Below are 22,385 nucleotides of genomic sequence, written 5' to 3' on the forward strand. Positions count from 1 at the left end.
ACTAATACAGTATTCAAGCCGATTGTTCTGCTTTTTACGCTTTCATTGAACGAAAATAAGAATAAGTTAACGGATTGAAATAAAACCCTATGCAAGCGGATAGGCTTTAAATACAATAGCTAAAAAAGGAAAGCAAAAATTAGGCACTTATTTTTATGTTGATTGTTAGCTTGTCATTAATCGCCTGTCTCTTTTACATCATGACCACTAGCCATGTTTTATCGCGCTTATTTGACAAACAAGGTCCAAATCAAAAGAAAACCTTAATATTAAGCACCGTCGCCATTTTGACTCATATGCTAGTGTTGGTGAATTCAGTGTTTACGCATGAAGGGCAAGATCTCAGTACCGTCAACGTTGCCTTGTTAACCTGTTGGGTTATCGTTGTTTCTGTAACGACCGTATCTTTACGCTTCCCTGCAACATTATTGCTGCCCGTGGTGTATGGCTTCGCCGCTATTTTGTTATTAGCAAGCCTGTTTATTCCTCACCATATTATTATGCATACAATAAACATAGATGTTGGTCTCGTTTTGCATATTTCACTTTCTTTGTTGGCTTACTGCGTACTTATCATCGCCACACTCTACGCCATTCAATTTATGTTTATTGATAAACGCTTAAAACAACGGGATTTAGCGATTATGACCAGTCATCTACCGCCGCTTATGCAAGTGGAAAGGCAGCTTTATCAGCTGTTATTTGTAGGCACAGGTTTATTAACGCTGGCATTGGCATCCGGTTTTTACTTTTTAGACGGTATGTTCGCCAAAGAGACTATTCACAAAACCATTTTATCTATCGTTGCATGGCTTATTTATGTCGTCGTCGCATTTGGGCATCAGCAATTCGGCTGGCGCGGTAAGTCTGTGGTGATTTCAATCATAGCAGCTTCTGGCATCGTGACTTTAGGTTACTTTGGCAGTCGCTTTATACAAGAAGTGATTTTAGGCAGGTTTTAAACTTTAACTTGACTATCGTAACTCACTAACGCTTAATACTCTTTCGTAAGTAAAAAAGGGATCCACTGTTGGAAGACATATCGACCAGCGCCTTGTTTATCATACTCGGCGTGCTCATTTTGATGTCGGCTTATTTTTCTAGTTCAGAAACCGGTATCATGTCAATCAACCGTATTCGTCTACGCCATCTTGAAAAAGAGAATCACCGTGGTGCGAAGCGTGTAAGTAACCTCCTTAACCGTCCTGACAGACTGATTGGTCTGATCCTGATCGGAAATAACCTCGTCAATATTGCCGCTGCACAAGTTGCTACCATCATTGGATTACGCCTGTATGGCGATATGGGTATCGCAGTAGCTACTTTTGGCCTCACACTTGTGGTCCTTATCTTCGCTGAAGTCACACCTAAGACTCTCGCAGCTTTATACCCTGAGAAAGTCGCGTTCCCAAGCTCTGTTATCCTAAAAGTATTGTTGAAGGTCTTGTTTCCTTTGGTTGTTGCGACCAACTGGATCACCAATGGTATGTTACGTTTGGTCGGGATCACACCACAAGAGATTGAAGAGCACAGCCTAAGTAAAGAAGAATTAAAAACCGTGGTCAACGAGTCAAGCGCTATGCTGCCCTCAAACCACCAAAACATGCTTACTTCTATCTTAGACTTAGATCACGTGACCGTAGAAGACATTATGATCCCACGCAGTGAAATCAATGCGATAGATATCAATGACGAGTGGAAAGATATTGCTCGTCAGCTCACGAATGCGCAGCACACCCGAGTGCTACTTTACCGTGACCAAATTGATGACGCGGTTGGTTTTATTCATGCTCGTGATGCGCTACGCCTACTGACAAAAGAGCAGTTTGATAAGCCGTCACTACTGCGTGCGGTAAGAGAGATTTACTATGTACCAGAGAATACCTCGCTCAATACACAGCTGATCAAATTCCAAGAAGCCAAAGAGCGTATTGGTCTTGTTGTTGACGAGTATGGTGACATTCAAGGTCTTGTTACGCTTGAAGATATTCTTGAAGAAGTCGTTGGTGACTTTACCACTACGCAGACGCGTGCACCGAGCGAAGACGTAAACATGCAGCGTGATGGCTCAGTTATGGTTGACGGCAGTGTAAACGTGCGTGACTTAAATAAAGAGATGAGTTGGGACTTACCTACCGAAGGTCCTAAAACCCTCAGCGGTCTGATTGTAGAGCACCTTGAAGATATTCCAGATGCACCTCTTGGCTTAACGATTTCTGGTTATAAGATGGAAGTCATTGAGATTAAAGAAAACATGATCAAGATGGTGAAAATTTCTTCTAATACCAATTAGCTTAATTAAGTGGTCTATTTTGAGGCAAGAAAATCTTGTCGATAACAAGGCAAAAATTTTACTATTTAGTTGTTCTAAATGAGAAATTTTTAACGCAGTTAGCGTCAGATTTTATCCTTCAAATTGAGCAAGTATTATGACTAATTGGTATAACTCTTAAGCAAGTAAAAGCTAAACTCAGTTGCGGTGTTGAAAGTAACACCGCAATTTCCTCAAGAAAAAATTCTCTCGAACCAGTTCTTATCTAAATCATCTTCACAGCGCTTAAGTTGAACGGCATAGCGCGCAGCACGATGCTTTACCTTATTTGCGACTTGCATTAACCATTTCTTATTTTTATAAGTACCACGACGATAACCGCCCCAGCCTTCATGATAATTGAGGTATTGTGCGTAAGCATCCCATTTAGACACGCCGTTTACCTTGTGAGTTTTGTAAACGAACCAAGCCATAAAATCGATGGCGTCTTCAAAGTCATCGCGATCTGCACCTGAGTTTCCTGTTTCACGAATATAATCAGACCAGGTCGGGGTTTTGGCTTGAGAGTAGCCATAAGCAGAGCTCACTCTACCAACAGGAATAAACCACAGGAAATATTCCATAGGAGGAGCCGCATCATGCCGAAAAGAACTTTCTTGATACATCATGCTCATCAGTACATGCTTTGGTGAACCCCATTTTTCTTGAGCATCACGAGCGTCATAATACCAATCTTCTTTTTCCTCAAAAATCTTACAAATATCATGAGGTTGTTTAGGTGGTGCAGTAGCACATCCGGATAAAACAGCGACGAGGCTAATTAAAATTAATTTTTTTTGCATTTTTTTCGAAACCTAATGAACTTTTACAATTTGCATTGGTCTGAACTTATGAATGCAGCAGTTTAGCATTGTTTCATCCCTGAAATTTATTTGCGCAGCCTTATGGCTGCGCTTTTTTATGCCTTGTGCATTATGCCCTTGAAAAATAATCGTCAAGGAAAGCCGTGAAATCCACCGTATCAGCAGCTCTAACCGCAGCCTCATCTTCAAAAGACTGACGTGCAAATGACTTCAGCGTATCTTCATCGTAATAGCCGTATTTGATATCTTGATGAAGTTGCTTATATTTTTTCGCAAGTTCAATGCCCATTGAGCCTTGTTCTAAGGTACGACTCTTCAGTTGAGATAGCAACTGCCCAGAAAAAGTAAGTGCAGGTGTTTCAATTGACAACATTAATTTTTCCACGGTTGCCACATAAACTGATTTTTCGGTACTCGCATCTAACATTTTTGCGACTTTGAGTAAGTCTGTAAAAATCTCTGTGCCCCACTGTTTCACACTCACAGGCTCACCCGCTTTACTCAGTTCAAGTGCTGTGCAGCGACCTTGATTAACCACCTGATGTAAATTCTTACCAGCTAGCTTTTGCGCTTCAAATGAAAGCTCAGGGCTTGGTTTTAGCAAACAATAGGTTAAGAACACATCTAGAAAGTGGATTTGCTCAAGACTCACACCAGTATGCTCGAATGGGTTAACATCCAGCGCACGAATTTCGATATACTCGATACCACCACGTTCAAGTGCCTGAGTCGGCGTTTCACCAGACTTGGCATTGCGTTTTGGTCTAATTGGCGAGTAGAACTCATTTTCAATCTGTAAAATGTTGCGATTCAGCTGTTTTGGCTCTGCCGCTCTATAGTCTGGAATTTCATGATACAAGTCGGAGCGGCAACGAATGGCTTGTCGCAAGCCTGCAATATACTCATCCAGATCGTTATACATCACCTTAAGCGAGCTTTGTGCACTATTGGTATAACCTAAATCACCCAGTCTAAGTGCGGTGCCATATTCAAGGTATATGGAGCCATTTTCTAGCTTACTAAATGGCAAGTCGCTCTTTTTGCCTTGCAAAAATGACGGACAAAGCGCAGGAGATGCGCCAAACAGGTAGCTTATCAGCCACATTTCACGCTTGAAGTTACGAATTAGGCCTAAATACTGCTGGGAGATAAATGATTGTTGAGGGTTATCATCTTCAGACATCACTTGCAGGCTTTGCCATACGGTCTCTGGAAACGAAATATTGAAGTGCACACCAGCAATGGCCTGCATCATACTGCCATAGCGATTTTTCAGCCCTTCACGATATAGCGTTTTCATTTTGCCGATATTAGAAGTGCCAAACTGTGCTAGGACAATATCTTCTTCATCCTCAATAAAGCACGGCATCGACAAAGGCCACAGTAACTCATCACCCATATTAGCCAAAGTAAACTTCTGTAGATCAGAAAGTTGTGCCAATGTCTCTTGTGGGTCTTCACTCACTGGAGTGATAAATTCGAGTAGCGACTCAGAAAAATCAGTGGTGATATGACCATTGGTCAGTGCGTGGCCCGTCTTTTCTGGATGCGGTGTTTTCGCTATTTTTCCCGACCCTTGGATCCGCAATGCCTCACGTTCGATACCTCTTTTGATACCTTTGAAAACGCCGCGATGCGCGCCGTCAGACAATAAGTCCAGCTTAGTGTTTAAGTCTAATTGTTTCAAAAATTCTTCCTCGAACCTACAGGCCAATTTCAAGTTTATGGGGTCGAAACCAAATTATACCAAGTGTATTCATTAAATGAGTGATTTAAACCGAGTAATCAATTTAAATATGGCTACTTTTAGTACATTTAGGCCTTAATAATAACTTTGCCAACATGCTTACCACTTTCCATACAGTGATGAGCCAGCGCAATATCCGCCATAGCAAAGTAATGACTTACGTTTATGCTGATTTTGCCAGCTTGGTACGCCTGATACAAATATTTAAGATCGTCTAAATTACTCGCAACCAGCATACCTTCAGCCTTTACACCCCTTGTCGTGGCTCGCTCACAGACCATTTCTTTGGTGACGCTGGGAATAGTCACTAGGTGCGAATCCGGCTTCATCGAGTCGACACACTGTAATGCAATATCGCCACCAATTAAGTCCAGTAAATCGCATTCAACTTGGTGCTGATAAAATTCGTCATAACTTATTGCCGTTACCTTGAGCTTCGACAACAATTCGTGCTCAGGGCGGGTCGAGACCGCAATGACTTTTCGCCCTTGGAGCTGTGCTAGTTGAATTGCAAAATGCCCCACGCCACCAGTTGGTGCCAATACATATAGTGGACGATTACGATTCGAAAATTTATCTAACGCTTGTTTTGCCGTAAGACCCGCAAGACAAAGACCTGCAATATCTGGATTTTCTTGCAAAGAAACCTTGATGAGCTCTGACTCAAGCGCCACCACATAATCACTATAGGTTCCGGGGTTACTTGCAAACCCAATCATACCGATGACAAAGTCGCCTACTTTAAATTGGCTATCTGGGCCAAACACCTCGATCACCTCACCATACAGATCGTATCCGAGTGGCAAAAAGGCATCTGCGCTTTTTTGCGCTGCAACATAACCAAGGCCTTGTCTGGTTTTCACTTCAATAGGATTAATACTGGTACTGCTTACTTTTATGAGCACTTGGCCTGAAGTAAGCGCTGGCAAAGAAATGGTGGTACTACACAGTTGATTGCTATCACCAAATTCGTAAATACCGTAAGTGGTTGACTTAGTTATCATAAGCGGCTTTCTTAGAAGACAGTTTGTTATCTTTGTAGAATACGCGAAAGGGTAAGGAGTTTGAAGAAATTTACAGTATGGGAAGGAAAAACGCTCTTACAGTATGGCTGTAAGAGCGTTTAGCTATATTAGTGATTGAACACTATCTGGTCGTCGACAACCTCGACTTTAATGGTATCGCCAGTCACAAACTTACCTTGTAACAAGTCCTGTGCCAACGGGTTTTCAATATATTGTTGCACGGCTCGTTTTAGAGGACGGGCACCATATACAGGATCAAACCCGCTTGCAGCGATTTTATCAAGCGCGGCGTCACTGAGCTCAAGCGCAAAGCCTTTTTCAGTTAAGCGTTTACTCAATCTGTCTAACTGGATACTCGCTATTTCTTTAATATGTTCATTGATCAGCGGGTGGAACACCACGGTTTCATCAATACGGTTAATAAACTCAGGTCTAAACTGACTAGCGAGCACGGCCATAACTCGCTCTTTGAGTGTCGCGTAGTCGTTGTTTCCTGCCTGCTCTTGAATGACATCCGACCCTAAGTTCGAGGTCATGATGATCACCGCGTTTTTAAAATCAACCGTACGACCTTGACCATCGGTCAAGCGACCATCGTCCAAGACCTGCAATAAGATGTTAAATACATCTGGATGCGCTTTTTCCACTTCATCAAGCAAAATCACAGAATAAGGACGACGCCTTACCGCTTCTGTCAAATAGCCACCTTCTTCGTAACCTACATAACCAGGAGGTGCACCAACCAAGCGCGCAACCGAGTGTTTTTCCATAAACTCGGACATATCAATGCGCACCATGGCATCTTCCGTATCAAACATAAAGTTGGCTAACGCTTTGGTCAGCTCCGTTTTACCAACCCCTGTTGGACCTAAGAACAAGAACGAACCAATTGGGCGATTTGGGTCTGCAAGTCCGGCTCGTGAGCGACGGATAGCGTTGGCAACCGCATTAACGGCTTCGTCTTGACCAATCACTTTTTTATGAAGTTCGTCTTCCATTTGCAGTAACTTTTCACGCTCACCTTGAAGCATTTTTGCTACCGGGATCCCAGTCCAGCGAGATAAAATTTCTGCAATTTCATCTTCACCGACCTGATTTTTTAAAAGGCTCATTTCCTGCATTTCAGCCTGAGAAGCAAGGTCTAGTTTTCGCTCAAGCTCAGGGATCCGACCGTATTGCAGTTCAGACATACGTTGCAAATCACTTGCTCGACGCGCGACTTCTAGATCTAAACGCGCTTGCTCAAGCTCAGCTTTAATCACTTGCGTGCCTTGTAGTGAGGCTTTTTCGGCATTCCACACTTCATCAAGCTCTCGGTACTCGGCTTCTAATTCATTGATGAGCGTTTGCATCTCAGTGCGACGCTTTTGACTCGCTTCATCTTTCTCTTTTGCCAGCGCGTTATCTTCCAATTTTAGTTGGATAATACGGCGCTCTAGCCTGTCTAATTGCTCCGGCTTTGAGTCAATTTGCAGTCGAATTGACGACCCTGCTTCGTCTATCAAGTCGATAGCTTTATCTGGAAGCTGTCGGTCTGAGATATAACGATGTGATAAATTAGCCGCAGCAACAATCGCAGGATCGGTAATATCCACTGAGTGGTGCAACTCATAACGCTCTTTTAAGCCACGTAGAATCGCGATGGTGTCCTCTACGGTTGGCTCTGCAACAAATACTTTTTGGAAACGACGCTCGAGTGCTGCGTCCTTTTCGATATACTGACGATACTCATCGAGCGTGGTCGCCCCCACACAGTGAAGCTCACCACGAGCAAGTGCGGGTTTTAGCATGTTGCCAGCATCCATTGCACCATCGGTTTTGCCCGCCCCTACCATAGTATGGATTTCATCAATAAAGAGAATAACTTGGCCTTCTTCTTTAGCCAGCTCGTTTAATACCGACTTTAGGCGCTCTTCAAATTCACCACGGTATTTGGCTCCAGCCACCAATGCGCCCATATCTAGCGATAGTACGCGCTTACTTTTCAATCCTTCAGGAACTTCACCGTTGATAATACGCTGCGCGAGCCCCTCAACGATGGCGGTTTTACCAACGCCCGGTTCACCGATAAGTACAGGGTTGTTTTTAGTACGGCGCTGTAGCACTTGAATAGTGCGGCGGATTTCGTCGTCACGGCCAATAACCGGATCAAGCTTGCCTTGCTCGGCACGCTCAGTGAGATCGATAGTAAATTTCTCAAGTGCTTGGCGAGTGTCTTCGGCATTAGGGTCATCCACTTTTTGACCCCCTCGAATAGCCTTAATGGCTTGCTCAATCTTTGGCTGGGTGATATTTAGCGCTTTGAAAATCTCGCCTAATGGGCCTTTATCTTCGCACGCAGCAAAAACAAATAACTCGCTGGAGATATATTTATCTTTACGCTTTTGTGCATATTTATCACACAGATTGATCAATGAAATAAGGTTATTTGAGAGCTGTACATCACCACCTACACCTTCTACTTTAAATAGCTTTTCAATGGCTTGTGACAACTTAGTATTAAGCTCGTCGGCGCTCACACCTGCTTGTGCTAATAATGCACGCACACTCGAGCCGCTCTGTTGGAGCAAAGCATACATTAAATGGACAGGTTCAATAAATTGGTGATCGCGCCCAAGCGCTAATGACTGCGCATCGGAAAGCGCAGCTTGGAATTTGCTTGTAAATCTATCTAAACGCATGATTTATTTACCCATATAAAATATCGAATTACCTTATTTATGGGTATTAACTGAACGAAGATCAAGCGTAAAAGTAATAATTTACCCTGATTATTTGCGCCAAATCAAAGTTGCCATACGGCCCGTTGTTTTGTCTCTACGATAGGAAAAGTAGTGCTCGGGCATAGTTACTGTACAGTGTTTATCGCCGTAAAAATCCTTTACACCTTGCTCGCGCAATAACGACTTTGCAAGCTCGAAAATATCCGCCAGATATTTACCGTCTTTTTTGGCAACAAATGCCGTATTTCGTTGCGCCTCAAAAGCCTCTACTACGTCTTCGCCCACCTCGAATGCACTAGGCCCAATCGCAGGGCCAAACCATACACAGATCTCTTCAGGAGCACAGTTAAATTTAGCCAGTGTTTGCGAGATAATTCCAGCCGCAAGAGGCTTCCAACCACCATGGATAGCGGCCACCTCTTCACCATCTTTTGATGCAAGCAGAATGGGTAAGCAGTCTGCCGTCATGATAGCCAGTGGTGTTTGACGCAAGCGAGTGTATAAGGCATCGGCTTGATGAACCTGCGCGATTTCAAACTGCTCGTCAACCACCACCACTTCTGCGCCATGCACTTGCTCAAGCCATACAATCGGGTTGGCCACATAGCCATGCAAAATTCGGCGATTTTCGGCTACATGTTCAGCATTATCGCCAACATGAAAGGCTAAATTAAAGCTATCATACGGTGGTGCTGAAACACCGCCCTTGCGCGTTGTTGATAATGCCCCAACGAATTGGGTTAATGGCCACTGAGCAAGCTGCATCTTATAACGTTAAGTCCGGGTTTTCTTTGGTGTCTTCTCTGAGCGCGGCCACCAGCTTAATCATATCTTCAGGCACAGGCGCTTCCCATGTCATCTTCTCGCCAGTAATAGGATGAGCGATACTCAGTTTTATAGCATGCAATGCCTGACGTTTAAACTCTCTTAATTGCTCGGTTAATCCTTGAGTCGCATTTCTTGGTGGACGAGGACGGCCGCCATAGAGCTGATCGCCAATTAGTGGGTGATTCAAATACGCCATATGAACACGAATTTGGTGCGTTCTACCGGTTTCTAGGCGCAGGCGCAAGCGCGTGTGTGCTCGAAACTTTTCAGCAACACGGTAATGAGTGATAGCTGGCTTGCCCATCTCATGCACCGCCATATGTGTACGCTTGGTTGCGTGACGACCGATTGGCTTTTCAATCATGCCACCTGCCGTCATCGTGCCATTACAAACCGCTTCGTATTCACGTGTGAAGTTTTCACGCGCTTGTAGATTCTTCACCAAGTGCGTTTGTGCTTGAATGGTTTTCGCCACGACCATTAGACCGGTCGTGTCTTTATCTAGACGGTGTACGATACCAGCACGAGGCACGTTAATGATTTCTGGGTGATGGTGCAGCAGAGCATTTAGCACAGTGCCATCTGGGTTACCGGCACCGGGGTGAACCACCAGCCCCATCGGCTTGTTTATCACAAGAATGTCATCATCTTCGTAAACAATGTCTAACTCTATATCTTGCGCTTCGTATTCACGTTGTGCTTCGATAACCGTCTCGATAGCGACACTTTCACCACCAAGTAACTTTTCACGAGGAGTGTTGAATACTTCACCATCTACGGTGACTTTATCTTCAAGGATCCAAGTTTTTATTCTTGAACGAGAAAAATCCGGGAACAATTGCGCCAATATTTGGTCTAGACGTTTACCACCGAGTTCGACTGGAACCTCCGCTTGGAGGGAAATTTGCTCTGACATCTGAAACTTTACCTAATTTACCAGTGCAAGCCGTGCTCGACTGGGTTAGAATCGTATTAATGCATAGTTTACTCGGTTTTGCCGAGTTGGCCTAGCCGAAGAAAACAAAGGTAGTAAAATAAAATGATTAAAAACTTAAGGACACACGCCTTTAGGCTGGCGTTAGCCGCGTCTGTTTTGGGTTTGGCAGCCTGTTCATCCGCACCAGAACAAGAAGATATTGAACGCGTACCAAACAAATCCGCCCAAGCGCTTTATGAAGATGCTAAACAAACATTAGATTCCGGTTTATATGCCCGCGCCATTGAATTATTGGGTGCGATTAATGCTCGTTACCCGTTTGGCCCCTATGCAAGACAAGTTCAAATGGACTTAGTCTATGCATATTATCAAACAGGTAACACTGACCAAGCACTTGCAACTATTGATCGTTTTATTCGCTTAAATCCAAATCATAAAGACCTAGACTACATGTACTACATGCGAGGTTTGGTGAGTATTAAAGCTGACGAAAACGCATTCCAAGAATATTTCGGTGTAGACAGAGCCGACCGCGATGCTAATCGTACCCGTGTTGCTTTTCAGGATTTAACCACGTTAGTTAAAAACTATCCAAACAGTCCGTATGCACCAGAGGCGAAAAAACGCTTAGTCTGGCTACTAAACAAAATGGCTCGTTACGAACTGAGAGTCGCTGAATATTACTTCGAGCGTGAAGCATATCTTGCCGCAGCAAACCGTGGCAAATATGTAGTAGAACACTACTCTCAAAGTAGTTATCTGACCCAAGCTTTTGACATTATGGAAAAAAGCTACCGTAAACTCGGTCTTCCTGACCTTGCGGATAACGTGAAAAAAGCCAAATCGGTTAACGCACGTAACAAATAAATAGAGTGCTAAGTCACGATATCACCAATGTCGTGACTTCTCTCCCACCAGTACTCGCCTTCAAGCATTCTACAGCAGTAAAAAATACTTGTTTCCTGTACATAGACATCAGCCGTCAGAGTGTTTTATTTGATTGTAGTTGTAATAAGGAAGGAATTAGGCTGCCCATAATAGAAGGTAAGCAGCCTTAAAAGGTAAGCATTTGACTTAACAGCGTCATTAAATTGCTTCTTCGTCCTCTTCACCTGTACGGATCCGAACCACACGCTCAACATCGGTCACAAAAATTTTACCGTCACCAATTTTGCCTGTTTGTGCGGTTTTTAGGATAACTTCAATCGCTCTGTCAACGTCTTCATCTGCCGTAACAATATCAAGCTTTACTTTAGGCAAGAAATCTACCATATATTCAGCACCGCGATATAACTCAGTATGACCTTTCTGACGACCAAAACCTTTTACTTCACATACCGTCATACCCGTGATCCCCACATCCGAAAGCGCTTCTCGGACATCATCAAGTTTAAACGGTTTAATTATTGCTTCTATTTTCTTCATGACTATCTCGATTCCTTTGGTATAGCGTCGATTTTAGACAATCCGCTTGCCCAAGGCAAACAAAGACATTGAAAGTTGAAGTGATTTCACGCAATAATATTAATCATAAATTATTACTTTTTGGTTGTGAGGCGGTAATGAAACAATCAGCGGGATTCAATCTACTAGAACTGATGATAACCATCGCTATATTGGCTATCGTGTTGGCCATTTCATTTAGCTTTGATGGCAACCTGCTGCAACGCAACCGAGCAGAGTCCTTCTTACAAGAATTACAGCGCAACATCGCTTTTGCTCGCGTAAAAGCAACCGCCGCTGACGAAATAGTCATTCTCTGCCCAGCTCCCCCAGCCAACATTCAAGCAAGAACGCCATTTGCCTGCCAAGATAATTGGGCAACGAACAGAATTAGCGTGTTTGTTGATAGTGATAAAAATGGCACATTTAGTAATGGTGATACTATCCATAGAACGATGGAGGTCGTAGACGATAACGACACTATGGTATTTTCTGGTGACAATCGTCTAAGGTTTGATTCAAGTGGACTCTTAAGTGGTTCAAACGCCGGCAATTTTACCTATTGTCCTGGTAGTGACGACAACAATCAGCAGTTGAGCGTTTCAACTGCAGGTACAGCATTATATCGAGGAAATACAACAGATACCTGTGGATAGCCACAAAAGTACTGATGCGCAAAATATCTCGAAGTTCCAACCTTGCCTTTAATATATAAACGACTAGGCTTAAATAAAATATAAAACGAGGCAAAGGATATGCATCGTCATATGGGTTTTTCCCTATTGGAATCTTTAGTGTGTTTGGCGATTATCACTATCGTCAGTTTATTTTCTCTTCCCAGTCTTACGGCTTTATTTCAGTTTGATAAACCAAAAATAAAACTCGAAGCATTGCGGCGAGCTATTAATTTTGCTCGCATTCAGGCCGTTGCAAGCGGTGCAACCGTTACTTTATGCCCACTGAAAAACAATCGCTGCGACGACAAAGAATGGCACACTCTGCTAACGGTTTTTATCGACTACCACCCCCAAGGTGAATTCTCAGGCGATGATTATAAATTAGCTGTTGTGGACTCAGTAGACTCAGGTGACAAGCTCACCTACCCAAGAAACGCCATTATATTTCGCCGCTTTGGTCATCTCGCGGGACTCTATAACGGTACTTTTGTCTACTGTAACGCAAGTTCTACCGTGGGATTGTCGTTGTCAGTTAGCTACACAGGGAGAAGCACTCTAAAAGATACTGATGAGTGTCAATAGAACTAGGGATAAGTAGTATTAATACAAAGGGGAGTCAACTACTCCCCCGAGAAAATTAACGTTCCCAACACCTATCTATAGCGTCTTGATCCATTGTCCCAGTAACACCACGAACCCCAAGCTCATCAATTGTTAAAGCTGGGCACTGTTCATCGCCTCGAACCGGCCCTGCAGCGGCTGTTGCAACGATTCTATAGGTATCTGCAGTGACGTTTTCAAGTGTTACATTAAAATAACCATTTTCCGTTGCCGTCGCTACACCGATTGCCGCTAGATTATCGCTGTAAGCTCTGTTATCAACAAAGAACTGCTCTTGCTTATTCGCGGCGTCAAGTAACAAAGTCATGGCATCAGCCCTTGCCCCCCTTCTCACATACTCAGTGTAATTAGGGTACGCAATCGCAGAGAGAATACCGATGATCACCACCACTATCATTACTTCAATCAGGGTAAAACCTGATATTGCTTTGCCTAGGGTACTATTTCTTCTCATCACTATCTTCCCTCTTATAAATGTAAAGTTGTTTTGTTCTGATACCCGAAGTTTTATTTTTAAAGATAATAACTTTGTCGTCATCTCCCACAACTGGCACTGGTTCCCCTGGTATTCCCGGCGGTACAAATGGATTGCTGCCATCAGCTATAATCCCAGGGCCTGCGATATAAGGAACTCTTTTGCCATTTTCATCTTTGCGTACAACTAGAGTCGGCGTATCCGGTAAATCCTGTGAAGTAACATAAGTTTTTCCTGTACCATAATGTAAATGGAACATGTAAAGCTGCCCTTTACCACCTGTTAATGTGCATTGTTGGGTAGTCTGATCTGCTGGTGTAAATGAAGTAAAGTATGCGACTCCTCCAATAACAGTAGCACCAGAGAGCGACTTTTCCCCCCCTGATAATTGATACTTCCAGCCATTAAACTTAGCCAGCTCTACTTCTAATTCAATAAAGTCGTCAATATTATCTACAGCATTCCCAAACGGATCGCTCTTCATTTCCATTAAATCAGAAATTAATATCGGTTCTGGAATATCATTTACAAATGACTGAGTTTTCGTATGTATATCCCTAATCATGAAAAGATAGTCAGTCACACTTGAATCTGTCGGCTTAGAGCGATTACCACTACCGATAACAATGGCATCAAACGGTGTATCTCTGCGCTCTTTAATCAAATTCCCGTTATATCTAGTCTCTGTTACTTTACTATAGAAGGTACGAGCAATGTTTGGACGATAAAAAAAGCGTCTATCCTCATCGGCAAAGCTACTCCCCAAACGTGCCAACTCAAAATGAGTCCAAGGATCAGTACTATCAGATGGGTTTGGGCCAGGCATATCAATTCTCCAGATACTCCCTGCGGTATCCGCTAAATAAACTCTGTCAATATAGCCATCGTAATCTGAGTCCGTTAACGTTGGCTCCGCAACAATACTGTGTTTACCTTTAAACGCGTCTCCAGTAAGCGACCAAACGATATCAGCATTGTTTGACATGATATCAACCATGTAAATCCCTACGCCTTTATCATTATCATCGCTACGTGAAACATTGTCTTTATTGGTATTATATCCTGCTGCAAAAACCAATACCGGTCTATCTTTTTGCTTTTCAATGAAAGTCACCACGGGTTTGGACCACGTTTGTCCCAAGTTCTTAAACTTATTTGAATCACCGGAAATAGGCCCACCCCACAATAGTTTGGGCGAATCTGGATTAGTAATATCAAAGCCATAGTATTTATTGCCGCCGCGGCGCATTCCCACAAAAGCCCAAACCTTATCACCCGCTTCCACCTTGCGATTTTTATTCACATCGTGAAAATACACAGTAATAGGTCCATCTAAGCCATACAGTTTCGTTTCTGCTTTACGTGTTTTGACTGGATTCAAAATAGGTAATAAAGAGCCTGGAATAAATGCCCAGCTTTCAGTTACGCTATTTCCTTGGTCTTTAAACATGTGAAGCACACCCGCGTTGGTGCCAATAAGCACGCGAATATCGCCATTGCCATAGTCGACCGTTGCAGGCTTTGAATGTAGGGGGTCGGCGAATATGTCTGGTCTTCTTTCAGATCTCAAACCATCACCATCATCATCGTCGACGTCTTGACCTATCGCCCAATTAAAAATACTTTGTATCTCACTTTTACTTGCCCCACTCAAGTCCATTGCGGTGGCAAGTTTGGTTAAATTACCATAGGCACTTTCGGCGTTATTATAGGTAAAATCAACTAAATCTCCGCCACCAAAATCAGACAGTACTTTTCTAGTAACCTGATTTTCAAGCGCATAGTTAACTCCACCTTTTTCGATATTGTTGCCATCTTTTGATTGCGCTTGCGACCAATATGTTGTGATATTGCTATCAATAGCGCCTTTATTATCTATCGCTTTGGTTAGTTCCTGACCTACTATCTCTGTGCCCACAAATTTAAGCTTTTTCAGGTTGCCCCGCCAACGAGTATGTGTCTCTGGTTTAAACTGAGTGTAGTAAAGTGCATCTCCTGTTTGGGTTTGATCTTCTGCATTGGCGGACACGGTTGGTGAACTAAAACTTGCACTCACATTTCTGATATTGGTAATCGTGGTTTTGAGTACCTCTGACAACTCACTTGCGGTGTTCGCATGACGATATTGGCCTCTACCTTGTTCAGCGGTGTCAGCAAGTAACGCTTTACCTTCATCAGACATACCTGTGCCAAAGCCGATTGTGAATACACGCGCAAAGTCATTTTCCTTTAATGTCGCTAAATACAGATCATAATCATCAACTCCCTTACCGCTCATAACTCTAGCTAAAGCGTTGAGATAGCTGCCTGACAAGGGGCTTGGGTAACGGCCAAATATACTGAGATACTCATCTTTAATTCTCTGATTTCTTTCTGTATCACTCGTGGGTTCGCCATCACTTACAAGGATAAGGTTTATTGAATTATCGCACCGTACTTCCTCTCCGACTATGTGTCGAAATGGAGATAAATAGTATCTTCCTCGCTCAATTGATGTATCCCTATCACTCTTGTTTTCTCCATATTCTATTTTTCCTCCTCTTAAGTACTGGTAAGCTTCCCATAGTGCTTCAGAGATAGGTGTTGAGCCGTCAGCCGGAAGTTGTTGAATTTTGGTTAATATACTATTTATCGAAGAGCCAATTCCATTTAGTACGTAGCCACCTGAACTTCCAAATAGTCTCATTAATCCGAAATCAATATCGTCGTTTTCTGACACCAAATAATACATAGCACGCTTGCCGACGGTGAGGCGACTGTCACCACATGTGTGAGGTCTATATGCTCCGTTCCACCATCGGTAGCAAGGAGTTTGCCCGGGACTAGACTTAAAGCATTCTGATGAATACAAGTAGCCACCTCGTTCGACATAGCATTGTACGCCATCTCTAACATCCCACGCCATACTGCCTGATGTATCGAACAGCATCAGTACCCGAGGTTGCTCACGAGTAGAAACATTATGTTTAACATAAAGCTCAATGTCTTCCGCTTGAGCGGTTTGTAATAGCGCCATTAATGCAACTATCGTGTATATTAACTTATTCATATCAGTTACTCGAAAAAGGCTGTTAATTTGAAACGCTCACAATTTCCTGACCAATTCCCATCACGATGGTGACGTTGTGACGTCCCCTATCACCGTATTCCACAGTGGCTTCGACTTCCGTCATGTTGCACACAAACCCTTCGGTATAGTCATATTGACGTGGACAAAACAGCTCTAGCTCACCATTATTTAGGTTAGTCACCTTGGCTTGTAAGCCATTGGGCGTTTGTACCGTTGCGCCCTCGTCTACTAACTGCTGCCTTGAACGCAAAAAAATACTGTCAGGACGCGGCTGCTCTTGTTGAATTAATCTTTGCATTTCACCAAATAGTAAGTTTTCCGCTTCTTCTCGTTCCATGACGGCATGGGTCATTTTAATATCCAATGTACTGGTGCTCATTAACGTTACTGCAACCGCCATTATTGCGACTACCATGACCATCGCCATGATCAATACCACACCCTGTTGCTTTACATTTCCCATGCTGAGCCTCCCATGTTGTACATTGATATTGTGGTTGAAAATACGGTACGTCTAATGGCATCGTTATAAGTCAACGTCCTTTTATCAGGATCATTACCTAATACGTAAGACCGCGACTGTACCCCAAAGTCAACATCCGGTTCTAACACCCTTACCAATACAAACAGCTGTAGGGATAAGATGCCTCTTGTAGCGCCCCAGTCAGCATCGGACATATTTGTTGTATTTCTATATCTATCCACTCGACCATCAAAATTGGTATCTAAACCAAAAACAAAACGAATTTGTTCAACGCCTTCGATCACTAATTCATCCTTCATACCACCGTTCACATGCAGCCTTTGCCTTCTTAGAACGGGGATAGTAATAGTACGATTATTAATTACCTGCTGCTCTTCACTCACATAATATACATGGTGACTATATGGCCAAAGTGTCGCATTCACGCTTGGCATGTTGCCAACATTGCCACCTGCAATAAATTCGGCTTGCTCTTGCTGTGCAATAAAATAATACCTAGTTGATTGGATAGCACCTGCATCTGGCACAAGACCTGTTACCTCTACAGGGCTCCCTTCCAAAAACTTCACTTGTAAAACTTCTGACTGTGGTCGAGCTTTGGTTATACACCCCATTGCCGTTGCGTTTGTCGTGAATGTTGCCCAAATAGGCCTGAAATTAGCGGGCTCATTATTCGGAAAACTGCCATTGTTTATCCCGCCAGAGCAGTCACTTCCAGGGTTAGCTGGAGCGGCTTGATTATCATCCGTGAAACCTTGATCGTAAAATGTCCCCCAAAAACCAACTTGCTCGATATCCCGCCTCATAATGGAAAGCGCTAAACGTCCTTTTTCTTGTAACTCTCCAATACTCATGGTGTCGTTGGTCGTCGCTTTCATACCGACATAAGTAGCAATGACGCCGCCTAACAACAATACGCCGATAAACATGGCGATCATGAGTTCTAACAATGTAAAACCTCGGATTTTGTTCACGGCTGACTCCTTAACAACACAAAAGTTTCCATTACAACTGCACGCCGTCTATCGTCTTCAACACCACACCCGGCTGCTGGATTATTTTCCAAAGCGGTCATTGCCTGACGCCCTCGCCAAGTGACAATAACCTGCACATTTACTCCAGACGTATCACCGGCGACTGAGGTTGGATTAATACACACAATCGCGTTATCCAACGAACCCGTATTTTCCCTTGCTCTTATCGCTTGACGCCAATTAGCAATATCTGTTTTCGCAAGCGTTTCTGCATTACAGCGCTGTGTATAACACGTGGTGTTTGCCTGTACGTCTTCGGTGCTATTAAAGTCAACATCGTAAAGTGTGGTTATATTTGCCGCATCATTTGTTCTTATTCTGTGTATGATATCACTGGCAAGCTCTACCGCAGCGGCTCGCTGCATAGAATCAAAACTTGCTTGTTTAGCTTTTGCTTGTAATGCCACAGCGCCAAGCAGTCCAAAGCTTAAAATCATAAACGCAATAAGCACTTCTAACAGTGTGAAGCCATGTTGCTTTAGCGAAATATGCATATCTCAACCAGAATTCAATTGTCCTAGCTTCAGTGTAAGCGGTCGTCTTTGAAACTCAATACCGGATAGTATGAAAGGCCTATTAAGGCGATAAACGGTTTATTCACCGCTTAACACTCAAAACAATGTTTTTATTTGGGTATAAGCTCTACGGCTAACTTCATAGCGATTGGGCAGCGACTTGAGGTAAACATAGTGCTTCTGTTCATGTAATTCTAAAGCAGAGATTTCCGTTCGCTTTACTAATGTACTGCGATGGATTTGAATAAAATGTGTTGGAAACTTATCTAACAGTGACTTAAGCGAACTATCGATTAGCGCTTGTTGTCCTGTGGCCAATGTTACACGTGTATATTTTTCATCTGCCTCAGCTGCAATAACGTCAGCAACTTGAACGTGACGCAACTCACTACCAACGTAGTAACTAAGCGTCTCCATACTCGGAAAGATGGTGGTCAATAACGCATCTAGTTTATCGCCATCTAGCGGCTTCACTAGATAGCCATTGGCGTGCAGTTCAAATGCTTCTAACGCATATTCTGGATGCGCCGTTAGAAACACGATTTTCATCCTCGGAAATTGCAAGCGTAATTGGCTCGCAAGCTCAACACCTGACTGACCAGGCATCGAAATATCGAGAAAAATTAGCTGCACAGGCTCCTGATTTAGTAGCGCTTCCACACCGTCAGCGCAATCAACTTCACCGATACAACGAAAGCCTACGTGCTTTTGCATTAATCGTTTAACGCGAGCTCTTGCCAACGGCTCATCGTCTACAATAAGGTAGGATATTAATGTTTTCATAGCGGTAGCGAAAAACTGACGGTATAGCTATCTTGGCTGGCCTCAGTTTTAAAATCAAGAGACTGATTGTAGTGTAAAGCCAAGCGACGCCTGATGTTACTTATTCCAATGCCATGTCCTTGATGTGTCGGCTTTAGTTTTGCGTCATAACTGTTAAAAATTACCACCGATAAGGTGCGTTTACTACAGTGAATATGAATACGAATATCCGCTCCGTTTGGGTTTGGCTCTACCCCATGGCTAACTGCATTCTCCACCAATGGCTGTAATATCAACGCAGGGATCAAAACATCTCCCAAGACATTGTCTAACTCCCACTCCACCCTCAAACGCTCTGCAAAGCGCCACTGCTCAAGTGCTAAATACGCTTTGCATAAAGATATTTCACTTTCCAGCGGAACAATATTTTGTGTGGACATCGCAGCGCGAGATAAATCGGCAAGGGCTAATGCTGACTTTTCTGCTGCATTTGGATCGATATGAGTCAATTCGGCCACGGTATTGAGTGAGTTATATAAAAAGTGCGGCCGAATTCTCGCATGTAACGCTTCAAGTTCCGCTTGAGATAGCGCTTTCACCTTACGAATATTATCGGTAAAGATAGCTAAGAAATGCGCGAAAAGCGTGATAATGCAAAGACATATTGCGATGTTACGCCATAAGCTCAATTCAATTTTTGCCTCATCAATCCAACCGAGCAACGTAAAACCATAGGGAAAAGCCGTACTAGTAACAACAGTACAAAGCACAAAGACAGAAATGAGAATACCAGCTTCAACTAGATCTGAGCGCTTCTCAACAGCGTGACGCACAACCGCTATCACGGCAAGTGATAAAAAAGCAGTGAAATGAATAAATAAGCTAGTTAGTCCAAGGGATTGCCAAAACGCTGTCGCGGAAATCAGCGTATATAAAAAGGCTAGGATTTGCGAGGCAACTAGCAATGCTAGCACACCTCGCTCACTCAATAGTGCAGACAACAACCTGATACGCGGTGTCATCGTGCTAACTCTTTTATCTGAGTTCTACAGGTACGGCAAACACGACATTTTCTTCTTGTCCAGGGTTTTCAACTACCGTTTCCCCACCAAGTTCTTTGAGTCGCGAGATAACCTGCTGAACCAGCACTTCAGGTGCAGATGCGCCTGCAGTTACACCAACCTTTGCAACCCCATCGAACCAAGTTTCTTCGATGGAAGAGGCATCATCGATGAGAAATGCCTTAGTCCCCATTTTATCCGCAAGTTCTCTTAAGCGGTTAGAGTTAGAACTATTTTTCGCACCCACCACAAGCAATAACTCAACTTTGTCCGCTAAGTCGCGAACCGCATCTTGGCGGTTTTGCGTGGCATAACAGATATCATCTTTTCGTGGACCACTGATATTCGGAAATTTGCTACGCAGTGCATCAATTACATCCGCAGTGTCATCTACCGATAACGTTGTTTGACTACAGTAGAACACGTTGTCAGCATTTTTAACTTCGAGTGTTTCTACATCCTCTGGTTTTTCAACAAGATAAATACCACCGTTCGGATTGTCATACTGGCCCATAGTACCCTCGACTTCAGGGTGGCCATGGTGCCCAATCAAAATACACTCAGTACCTCTACGGCTAGCACGCGTCACTTCCATATGCACCTTTGTCACTAACGGACAAGTCGCATCAAAAACTTTTAACTCTCGGCGCTTCGCTTCATTACGTACTTGCTGAGAAACACCATGAGCGCTGAAAATAACAATACTGTCGTCTGGCACTTCATTTAGCTCTTCAACGAATACCGCACCACGAGACTTCAGACCATCAACAACATATTTGTTATGAACGACTTCATGGCGAACGTAAATAGGCGCTTCGAAAATATCGAGTGCACGCTCAACAATGCTGATCGCTCTATCTACACCTGCACAGAATCCTCTCGGGTTTGCCAGCAAGATATCCATTAGTTATTTACCTCAAGAATTTCAACTTCAAACGTTACTTTTTGGCCTGCAAGCGGGTGATTGAAATCGACAGTTACTGAGTCGCCAGCTACTTCCCGGATCAATCCAGGTAAGTCAGTACCATCTGGTTGCGTAAATGCAATGATGCTACCTACTTGAGCGGGGGTTTCTGCGCCAAATTTGCTTCTATCAACATAATAGATGTTATCAGGATTTGGTTGTCCAAACGCGTCTTCTGGCTCTAGCTCAAAAGATTTCTCATCGCCCGCTTTTAATCCAAGCAAACACTTTTCAAAATTTTCAGTCAGGCTGCCATCACCCATAAACAACTTCGCGGGTTTATTATGAACTTTGGTAGAATCTGCTGCTGAACCGTCTGATAACTTGATTGAAAAATGGAACAAGACTTCAGACTTTGCTCCAATTAGTTGCTCACTCACGCATTTTTCTCCTGTGGTTTATCGCCACTGGTAAAGGCATCGAAAATTAATAGTGCAGCACCGCCGACAATCGCCATGTCTGCAACATTAAAAGCAGGATAGTGCCAGTCTTGATAATAGAAATGAAGGAAGTCAATCACATAACCATGAATGATACGGTCGTATAAATTTCCTACAGCACCACCTAATACCAGCGCATAGGCCAATCCCAACTTCCAATTTGATGCGGGCAATTTACGTAGCCAAAAAATCAGTAAAGTGCTAATCGCAACGGCGATGCCACTTAAAAAGTAACGCTGCCAGCCACCTGCTTCACTTAGGAAGCTAAAAGCCGCACCATAGTTATGCATATAGGTGAGATTGAAAATAGGCAAAATATCAATGGACTCATAGAGTTCCATTTCAGCCATAACCAGTGCTTTGGTGAAGTAGTCTACTGCAAAAAGCAGTAGACTAAGCCACAACCACACCAGACCACTTTTCTGTGTAGTTTGTGTCACGTTT

At 43.4% G+C, this 22,385-nt stretch carries 22 protein-coding genes; 5 read left to right on the forward strand and 17 right to left on the reverse strand.

Annotated features, from left to right (window positions below; all coding sequences use genetic code 11):
* Positions 1-155: 155 nt before the first annotated feature.
* Positions 156-962, forward strand: a complete 807-nt coding sequence (locus tag JJQ94_RS17975; RefSeq protein WP_099029355.1) for a cytochrome C assembly family protein — start codon at positions 156-158, stop codon at positions 960-962.
* Between the two features lie 68 nt (positions 963-1,030).
* On the forward strand, positions 1,031-2,293 hold the full coding sequence (locus JJQ94_RS17980) for an HlyC/CorC family transporter (protein WP_010606684.1): 1,263 nt from the start codon (positions 1,031-1,033) through the stop codon (positions 2,291-2,293).
* A gap of 212 nt (positions 2,294-2,505) precedes the next feature.
* Here the strand turns inward: JJQ94_RS17980 and JJQ94_RS17985 are convergent, their stop codons facing one another.
* The 6 genes from JJQ94_RS17985 to rluD all read right to left on the reverse strand — a co-directional run bounded on the left by JJQ94_RS17985 (position 2,506) and on the right by rluD (position 10,374).
* Positions 2,506-3,114: a transglycosylase SLT domain-containing protein gene (locus JJQ94_RS17985; protein ID WP_010606683.1), complete on the reverse strand. Its 609-nt coding sequence runs from the start codon at positions 3,112-3,114 to the stop codon at positions 2,506-2,508.
* Positions 3,115-3,244: 130 nt separating this feature from the next.
* Positions 3,245-4,822 (reverse strand): glutamate--cysteine ligase, encoded by a 1,578-nt coding sequence (gene gshA / locus JJQ94_RS17990; RefSeq protein WP_010371034.1) that lies wholly within the window; start codon positions 4,820-4,822, stop codon positions 3,245-3,247.
* A gap of 128 nt (positions 4,823-4,950) precedes the next feature.
* Positions 4,951-5,886, reverse strand: coding sequence for an NADP-dependent oxidoreductase (locus JJQ94_RS17995; RefSeq protein ID WP_099029356.1), 936 nt, complete (start codon positions 5,884-5,886; stop codon positions 4,951-4,953).
* 128 nt (positions 5,887-6,014) lie between these two features.
* Positions 6,015-8,588: an ATP-dependent chaperone ClpB gene (clpB, locus tag JJQ94_RS18000; RefSeq protein ID WP_010606680.1), complete on the reverse strand. Its 2,574-nt coding sequence runs from the start codon at positions 8,586-8,588 to the stop codon at positions 6,015-6,017.
* A 90-nt stretch (positions 8,589-8,678) separates the two neighbouring features.
* The gene (gene pgeF / locus JJQ94_RS18005; RefSeq protein WP_099029357.1) at positions 8,679-9,395 is read right to left on the reverse strand and encodes a peptidoglycan editing factor PgeF; all 717 of its coding nucleotides are present in this window, start codon (positions 9,393-9,395) and stop codon (positions 8,679-8,681) included.
* A 1-nt stretch (position 9,396) separates the two neighbouring features.
* Positions 9,397-10,374, reverse strand: a complete 978-nt coding sequence (rluD, locus tag JJQ94_RS18010; RefSeq protein WP_010371027.1) for a 23S rRNA pseudouridine(1911/1915/1917) synthase RluD — start codon at positions 10,372-10,374, stop codon at positions 9,397-9,399.
* Positions 10,375-10,497: 123 nt separating this feature from the next.
* On the opposite strand from rluD, the gene JJQ94_RS18015 reads away from it, so the two are divergent.
* Positions 10,498-11,262, forward strand: a complete 765-nt coding sequence (locus JJQ94_RS18015; protein WP_010371025.1) for an outer membrane protein assembly factor BamD — start codon at positions 10,498-10,500, stop codon at positions 11,260-11,262.
* 219 nt (positions 11,263-11,481) lie between these two features.
* Here the strand turns inward: JJQ94_RS18015 and glnB are convergent, their stop codons facing one another.
* Positions 11,482-11,820, reverse strand: coding sequence for a nitrogen regulatory protein P-II (glnB, locus tag JJQ94_RS18020; RefSeq protein WP_010371023.1), 339 nt, complete (start codon positions 11,818-11,820; stop codon positions 11,482-11,484).
* Positions 11,821-11,957: 137 nt separating this feature from the next.
* On the opposite strand from glnB, the gene JJQ94_RS18025 reads away from it, so the two are divergent.
* Together JJQ94_RS18025 and JJQ94_RS18030 are read left to right on the forward strand one after the other, a co-directional pair.
* Complete coding sequence (locus JJQ94_RS18025) at positions 11,958-12,494, forward strand: GspH/FimT family pseudopilin (RefSeq protein WP_236596510.1); 537 nt, start codon at positions 11,958-11,960, stop codon at positions 12,492-12,494.
* A 99-nt stretch (positions 12,495-12,593) separates the two neighbouring features.
* Positions 12,594-13,097: a GspH/FimT family pseudopilin gene (locus JJQ94_RS18030; protein WP_236596511.1), complete on the forward strand. Its 504-nt coding sequence runs from the start codon at positions 12,594-12,596 to the stop codon at positions 13,095-13,097.
* A 55-nt stretch (positions 13,098-13,152) separates the two neighbouring features.
* Here the strand turns inward: JJQ94_RS18030 and JJQ94_RS18035 are convergent, their stop codons facing one another.
* The 10 genes from JJQ94_RS18035 to lspA all read right to left on the reverse strand — a co-directional run bounded on the left by JJQ94_RS18035 (position 13,153) and on the right by lspA (position 22,381).
* The gene (locus JJQ94_RS18035) at positions 13,153-13,590 is read right to left on the reverse strand and encodes a type IV pilin protein (RefSeq protein ID WP_099029360.1); all 438 of its coding nucleotides are present in this window, start codon (positions 13,588-13,590) and stop codon (positions 13,153-13,155) included.
* A complete protein-coding gene (locus tag JJQ94_RS18040; RefSeq protein WP_099029361.1) occupies positions 13,577-16,660 on the reverse strand; it encodes a pilus assembly protein in 3,084 nt (1,027 codons plus the stop codon). The genes JJQ94_RS18035 and JJQ94_RS18040 overlap by 14 nt, the downstream gene beginning before the upstream one ends.
* Before the next feature lie 22 nt (positions 16,661-16,682).
* Positions 16,683-17,144 carry a pilus assembly protein PilX gene (locus JJQ94_RS18045; RefSeq protein ID WP_099029362.1) on the reverse strand — a complete coding sequence of 154 codons (462 nt, stop codon included), beginning with the start codon at positions 17,142-17,144 and terminating at the stop codon, positions 16,683-16,685.
* Positions 17,132-18,139, reverse strand: coding sequence for a PilW family protein (locus JJQ94_RS18050; protein ID WP_099029363.1), 1,008 nt, complete (start codon positions 18,137-18,139; stop codon positions 17,132-17,134). The genes JJQ94_RS18045 and JJQ94_RS18050 overlap by 13 nt, the downstream gene beginning before the upstream one ends.
* A complete protein-coding gene (gene pilV / locus JJQ94_RS18055) occupies positions 18,136-18,693 on the reverse strand; it encodes a type IV pilus modification protein PilV (RefSeq protein ID WP_099029364.1) in 558 nt (185 codons plus the stop codon). Before pilV ends, JJQ94_RS18050 begins: the two co-directional genes overlap by 4 nt.
* 117 nt (positions 18,694-18,810) lie before the next feature.
* Positions 18,811-19,497, reverse strand: coding sequence for a LytR/AlgR family response regulator transcription factor (locus tag JJQ94_RS18060; protein WP_099029365.1), 687 nt, complete (start codon positions 19,495-19,497; stop codon positions 18,811-18,813).
* Positions 19,494-20,498: a sensor histidine kinase gene (locus tag JJQ94_RS18065; protein WP_099029366.1), complete on the reverse strand. Its 1,005-nt coding sequence runs from the start codon at positions 20,496-20,498 to the stop codon at positions 19,494-19,496. Before JJQ94_RS18065 ends, JJQ94_RS18060 begins: the two co-directional genes overlap by 4 nt.
* A 13-nt stretch (positions 20,499-20,511) precedes the next feature.
* Positions 20,512-21,441: a 4-hydroxy-3-methylbut-2-enyl diphosphate reductase gene (gene ispH, locus JJQ94_RS18070; RefSeq protein ID WP_099029367.1), complete on the reverse strand. Its 930-nt coding sequence runs from the start codon at positions 21,439-21,441 to the stop codon at positions 20,512-20,514.
* Positions 21,441-21,881 carry an FKBP-type peptidyl-prolyl cis-trans isomerase gene (gene fkpB, locus JJQ94_RS18075; RefSeq protein WP_010370993.1) on the reverse strand — a complete coding sequence of 147 codons (441 nt, stop codon included), beginning with the start codon at positions 21,879-21,881 and terminating at the stop codon, positions 21,441-21,443. Before fkpB ends, ispH begins: the two co-directional genes overlap by 1 nt.
* Positions 21,878-22,381: a signal peptidase II gene (gene lspA, locus JJQ94_RS18080; protein ID WP_010370991.1), complete on the reverse strand. Its 504-nt coding sequence runs from the start codon at positions 22,379-22,381 to the stop codon at positions 21,878-21,880. Before lspA ends, fkpB begins: the two co-directional genes overlap by 4 nt.
* Between the last annotated feature and the right edge of the window lie 4 nt (positions 22,382-22,385).

This window comes from Pseudoalteromonas sp. GCY (assembly GCF_016695175.1).
GTDB lineage: Bacteria > Pseudomonadota > Gammaproteobacteria > Enterobacterales > Alteromonadaceae > Pseudoalteromonas.

Bases quoted from the DNA above. Each gene is read 5' to 3' on its own strand.
- clpB (WP_010606680.1), bottom strand. From the start codon at position 8,588: ATGCGTTTAGATAGATTTACAAGCAAATTCCAAGCTGCGCTTTCCGAT.
- pilV (WP_099029364.1), bottom strand. From the start codon at position 18,693: ATGCATATTTCGCTAAAGCAACATGGCTTCACACTGTTAGAAGTGCTT.
- pgeF (WP_099029357.1), bottom strand. From the start codon at position 9,395: ATGCAGCTTGCTCAGTGGCCATTAACCCAATTCGTTGGGGCATTATCA.
- JJQ94_RS17985 (WP_010606683.1), bottom strand. From the start codon at position 3,114: ATGCAAAAAAAATTAATTTTAATTAGCCTCGTCGCTGTTTTATCCGGA.
- rluD (WP_010371027.1), bottom strand. From the start codon at position 10,374: ATGTCAGAGCAAATTTCCCTCCAAGCGGAGGTTCCAGTCGAACTCGGT.
- JJQ94_RS18035 (WP_099029360.1), bottom strand. From the start codon at position 13,590: ATGAGAAGAAATAGTACCCTAGGCAAAGCAATATCAGGTTTTACCCTG.
- JJQ94_RS17995 (WP_099029356.1), bottom strand. From the start codon at position 5,886: ATGATAACTAAGTCAACCACTTACGGTATTTACGAATTTGGTGATAGC.
- JJQ94_RS18030 (WP_236596511.1), top strand. From the start codon at position 12,594: ATGCATCGTCATATGGGTTTTTCCCTATTGGAATCTTTAGTGTGTTTG.
- ispH (WP_099029367.1), bottom strand. From the start codon at position 21,441: ATGGATATCTTGCTGGCAAACCCGAGAGGATTCTGTGCAGGTGTAGAT.
- JJQ94_RS18065 (WP_099029366.1), bottom strand. From the start codon at position 20,498: ATGACACCGCGTATCAGGTTGTTGTCTGCACTATTGAGTGAGCGAGGT.
- JJQ94_RS18015 (WP_010371025.1), top strand. From the start codon at position 10,498: ATGATTAAAAACTTAAGGACACACGCCTTTAGGCTGGCGTTAGCCGCG.
- glnB (WP_010371023.1), bottom strand. From the start codon at position 11,820: ATGAAGAAAATAGAAGCAATAATTAAACCGTTTAAACTTGATGATGTC.
- JJQ94_RS18060 (WP_099029365.1), bottom strand. From the start codon at position 19,497: ATGAAAACATTAATATCCTACCTTATTGTAGACGATGAGCCGTTGGCA.
- JJQ94_RS18040 (WP_099029361.1), bottom strand. From the start codon at position 16,660: ATGAATAAGTTAATATACACGATAGTTGCATTAATGGCGCTATTACAA.
- JJQ94_RS18025 (WP_236596510.1), top strand. From the start codon at position 11,958: ATGAAACAATCAGCGGGATTCAATCTACTAGAACTGATGATAACCATC.
- JJQ94_RS17975 (WP_099029355.1), top strand. From the start codon at position 156: ATGTTGATTGTTAGCTTGTCATTAATCGCCTGTCTCTTTTACATCATG.
- JJQ94_RS18045 (WP_099029362.1), bottom strand. From the start codon at position 17,144: ATGGGAAATGTAAAGCAACAGGGTGTGGTATTGATCATGGCGATGGTC.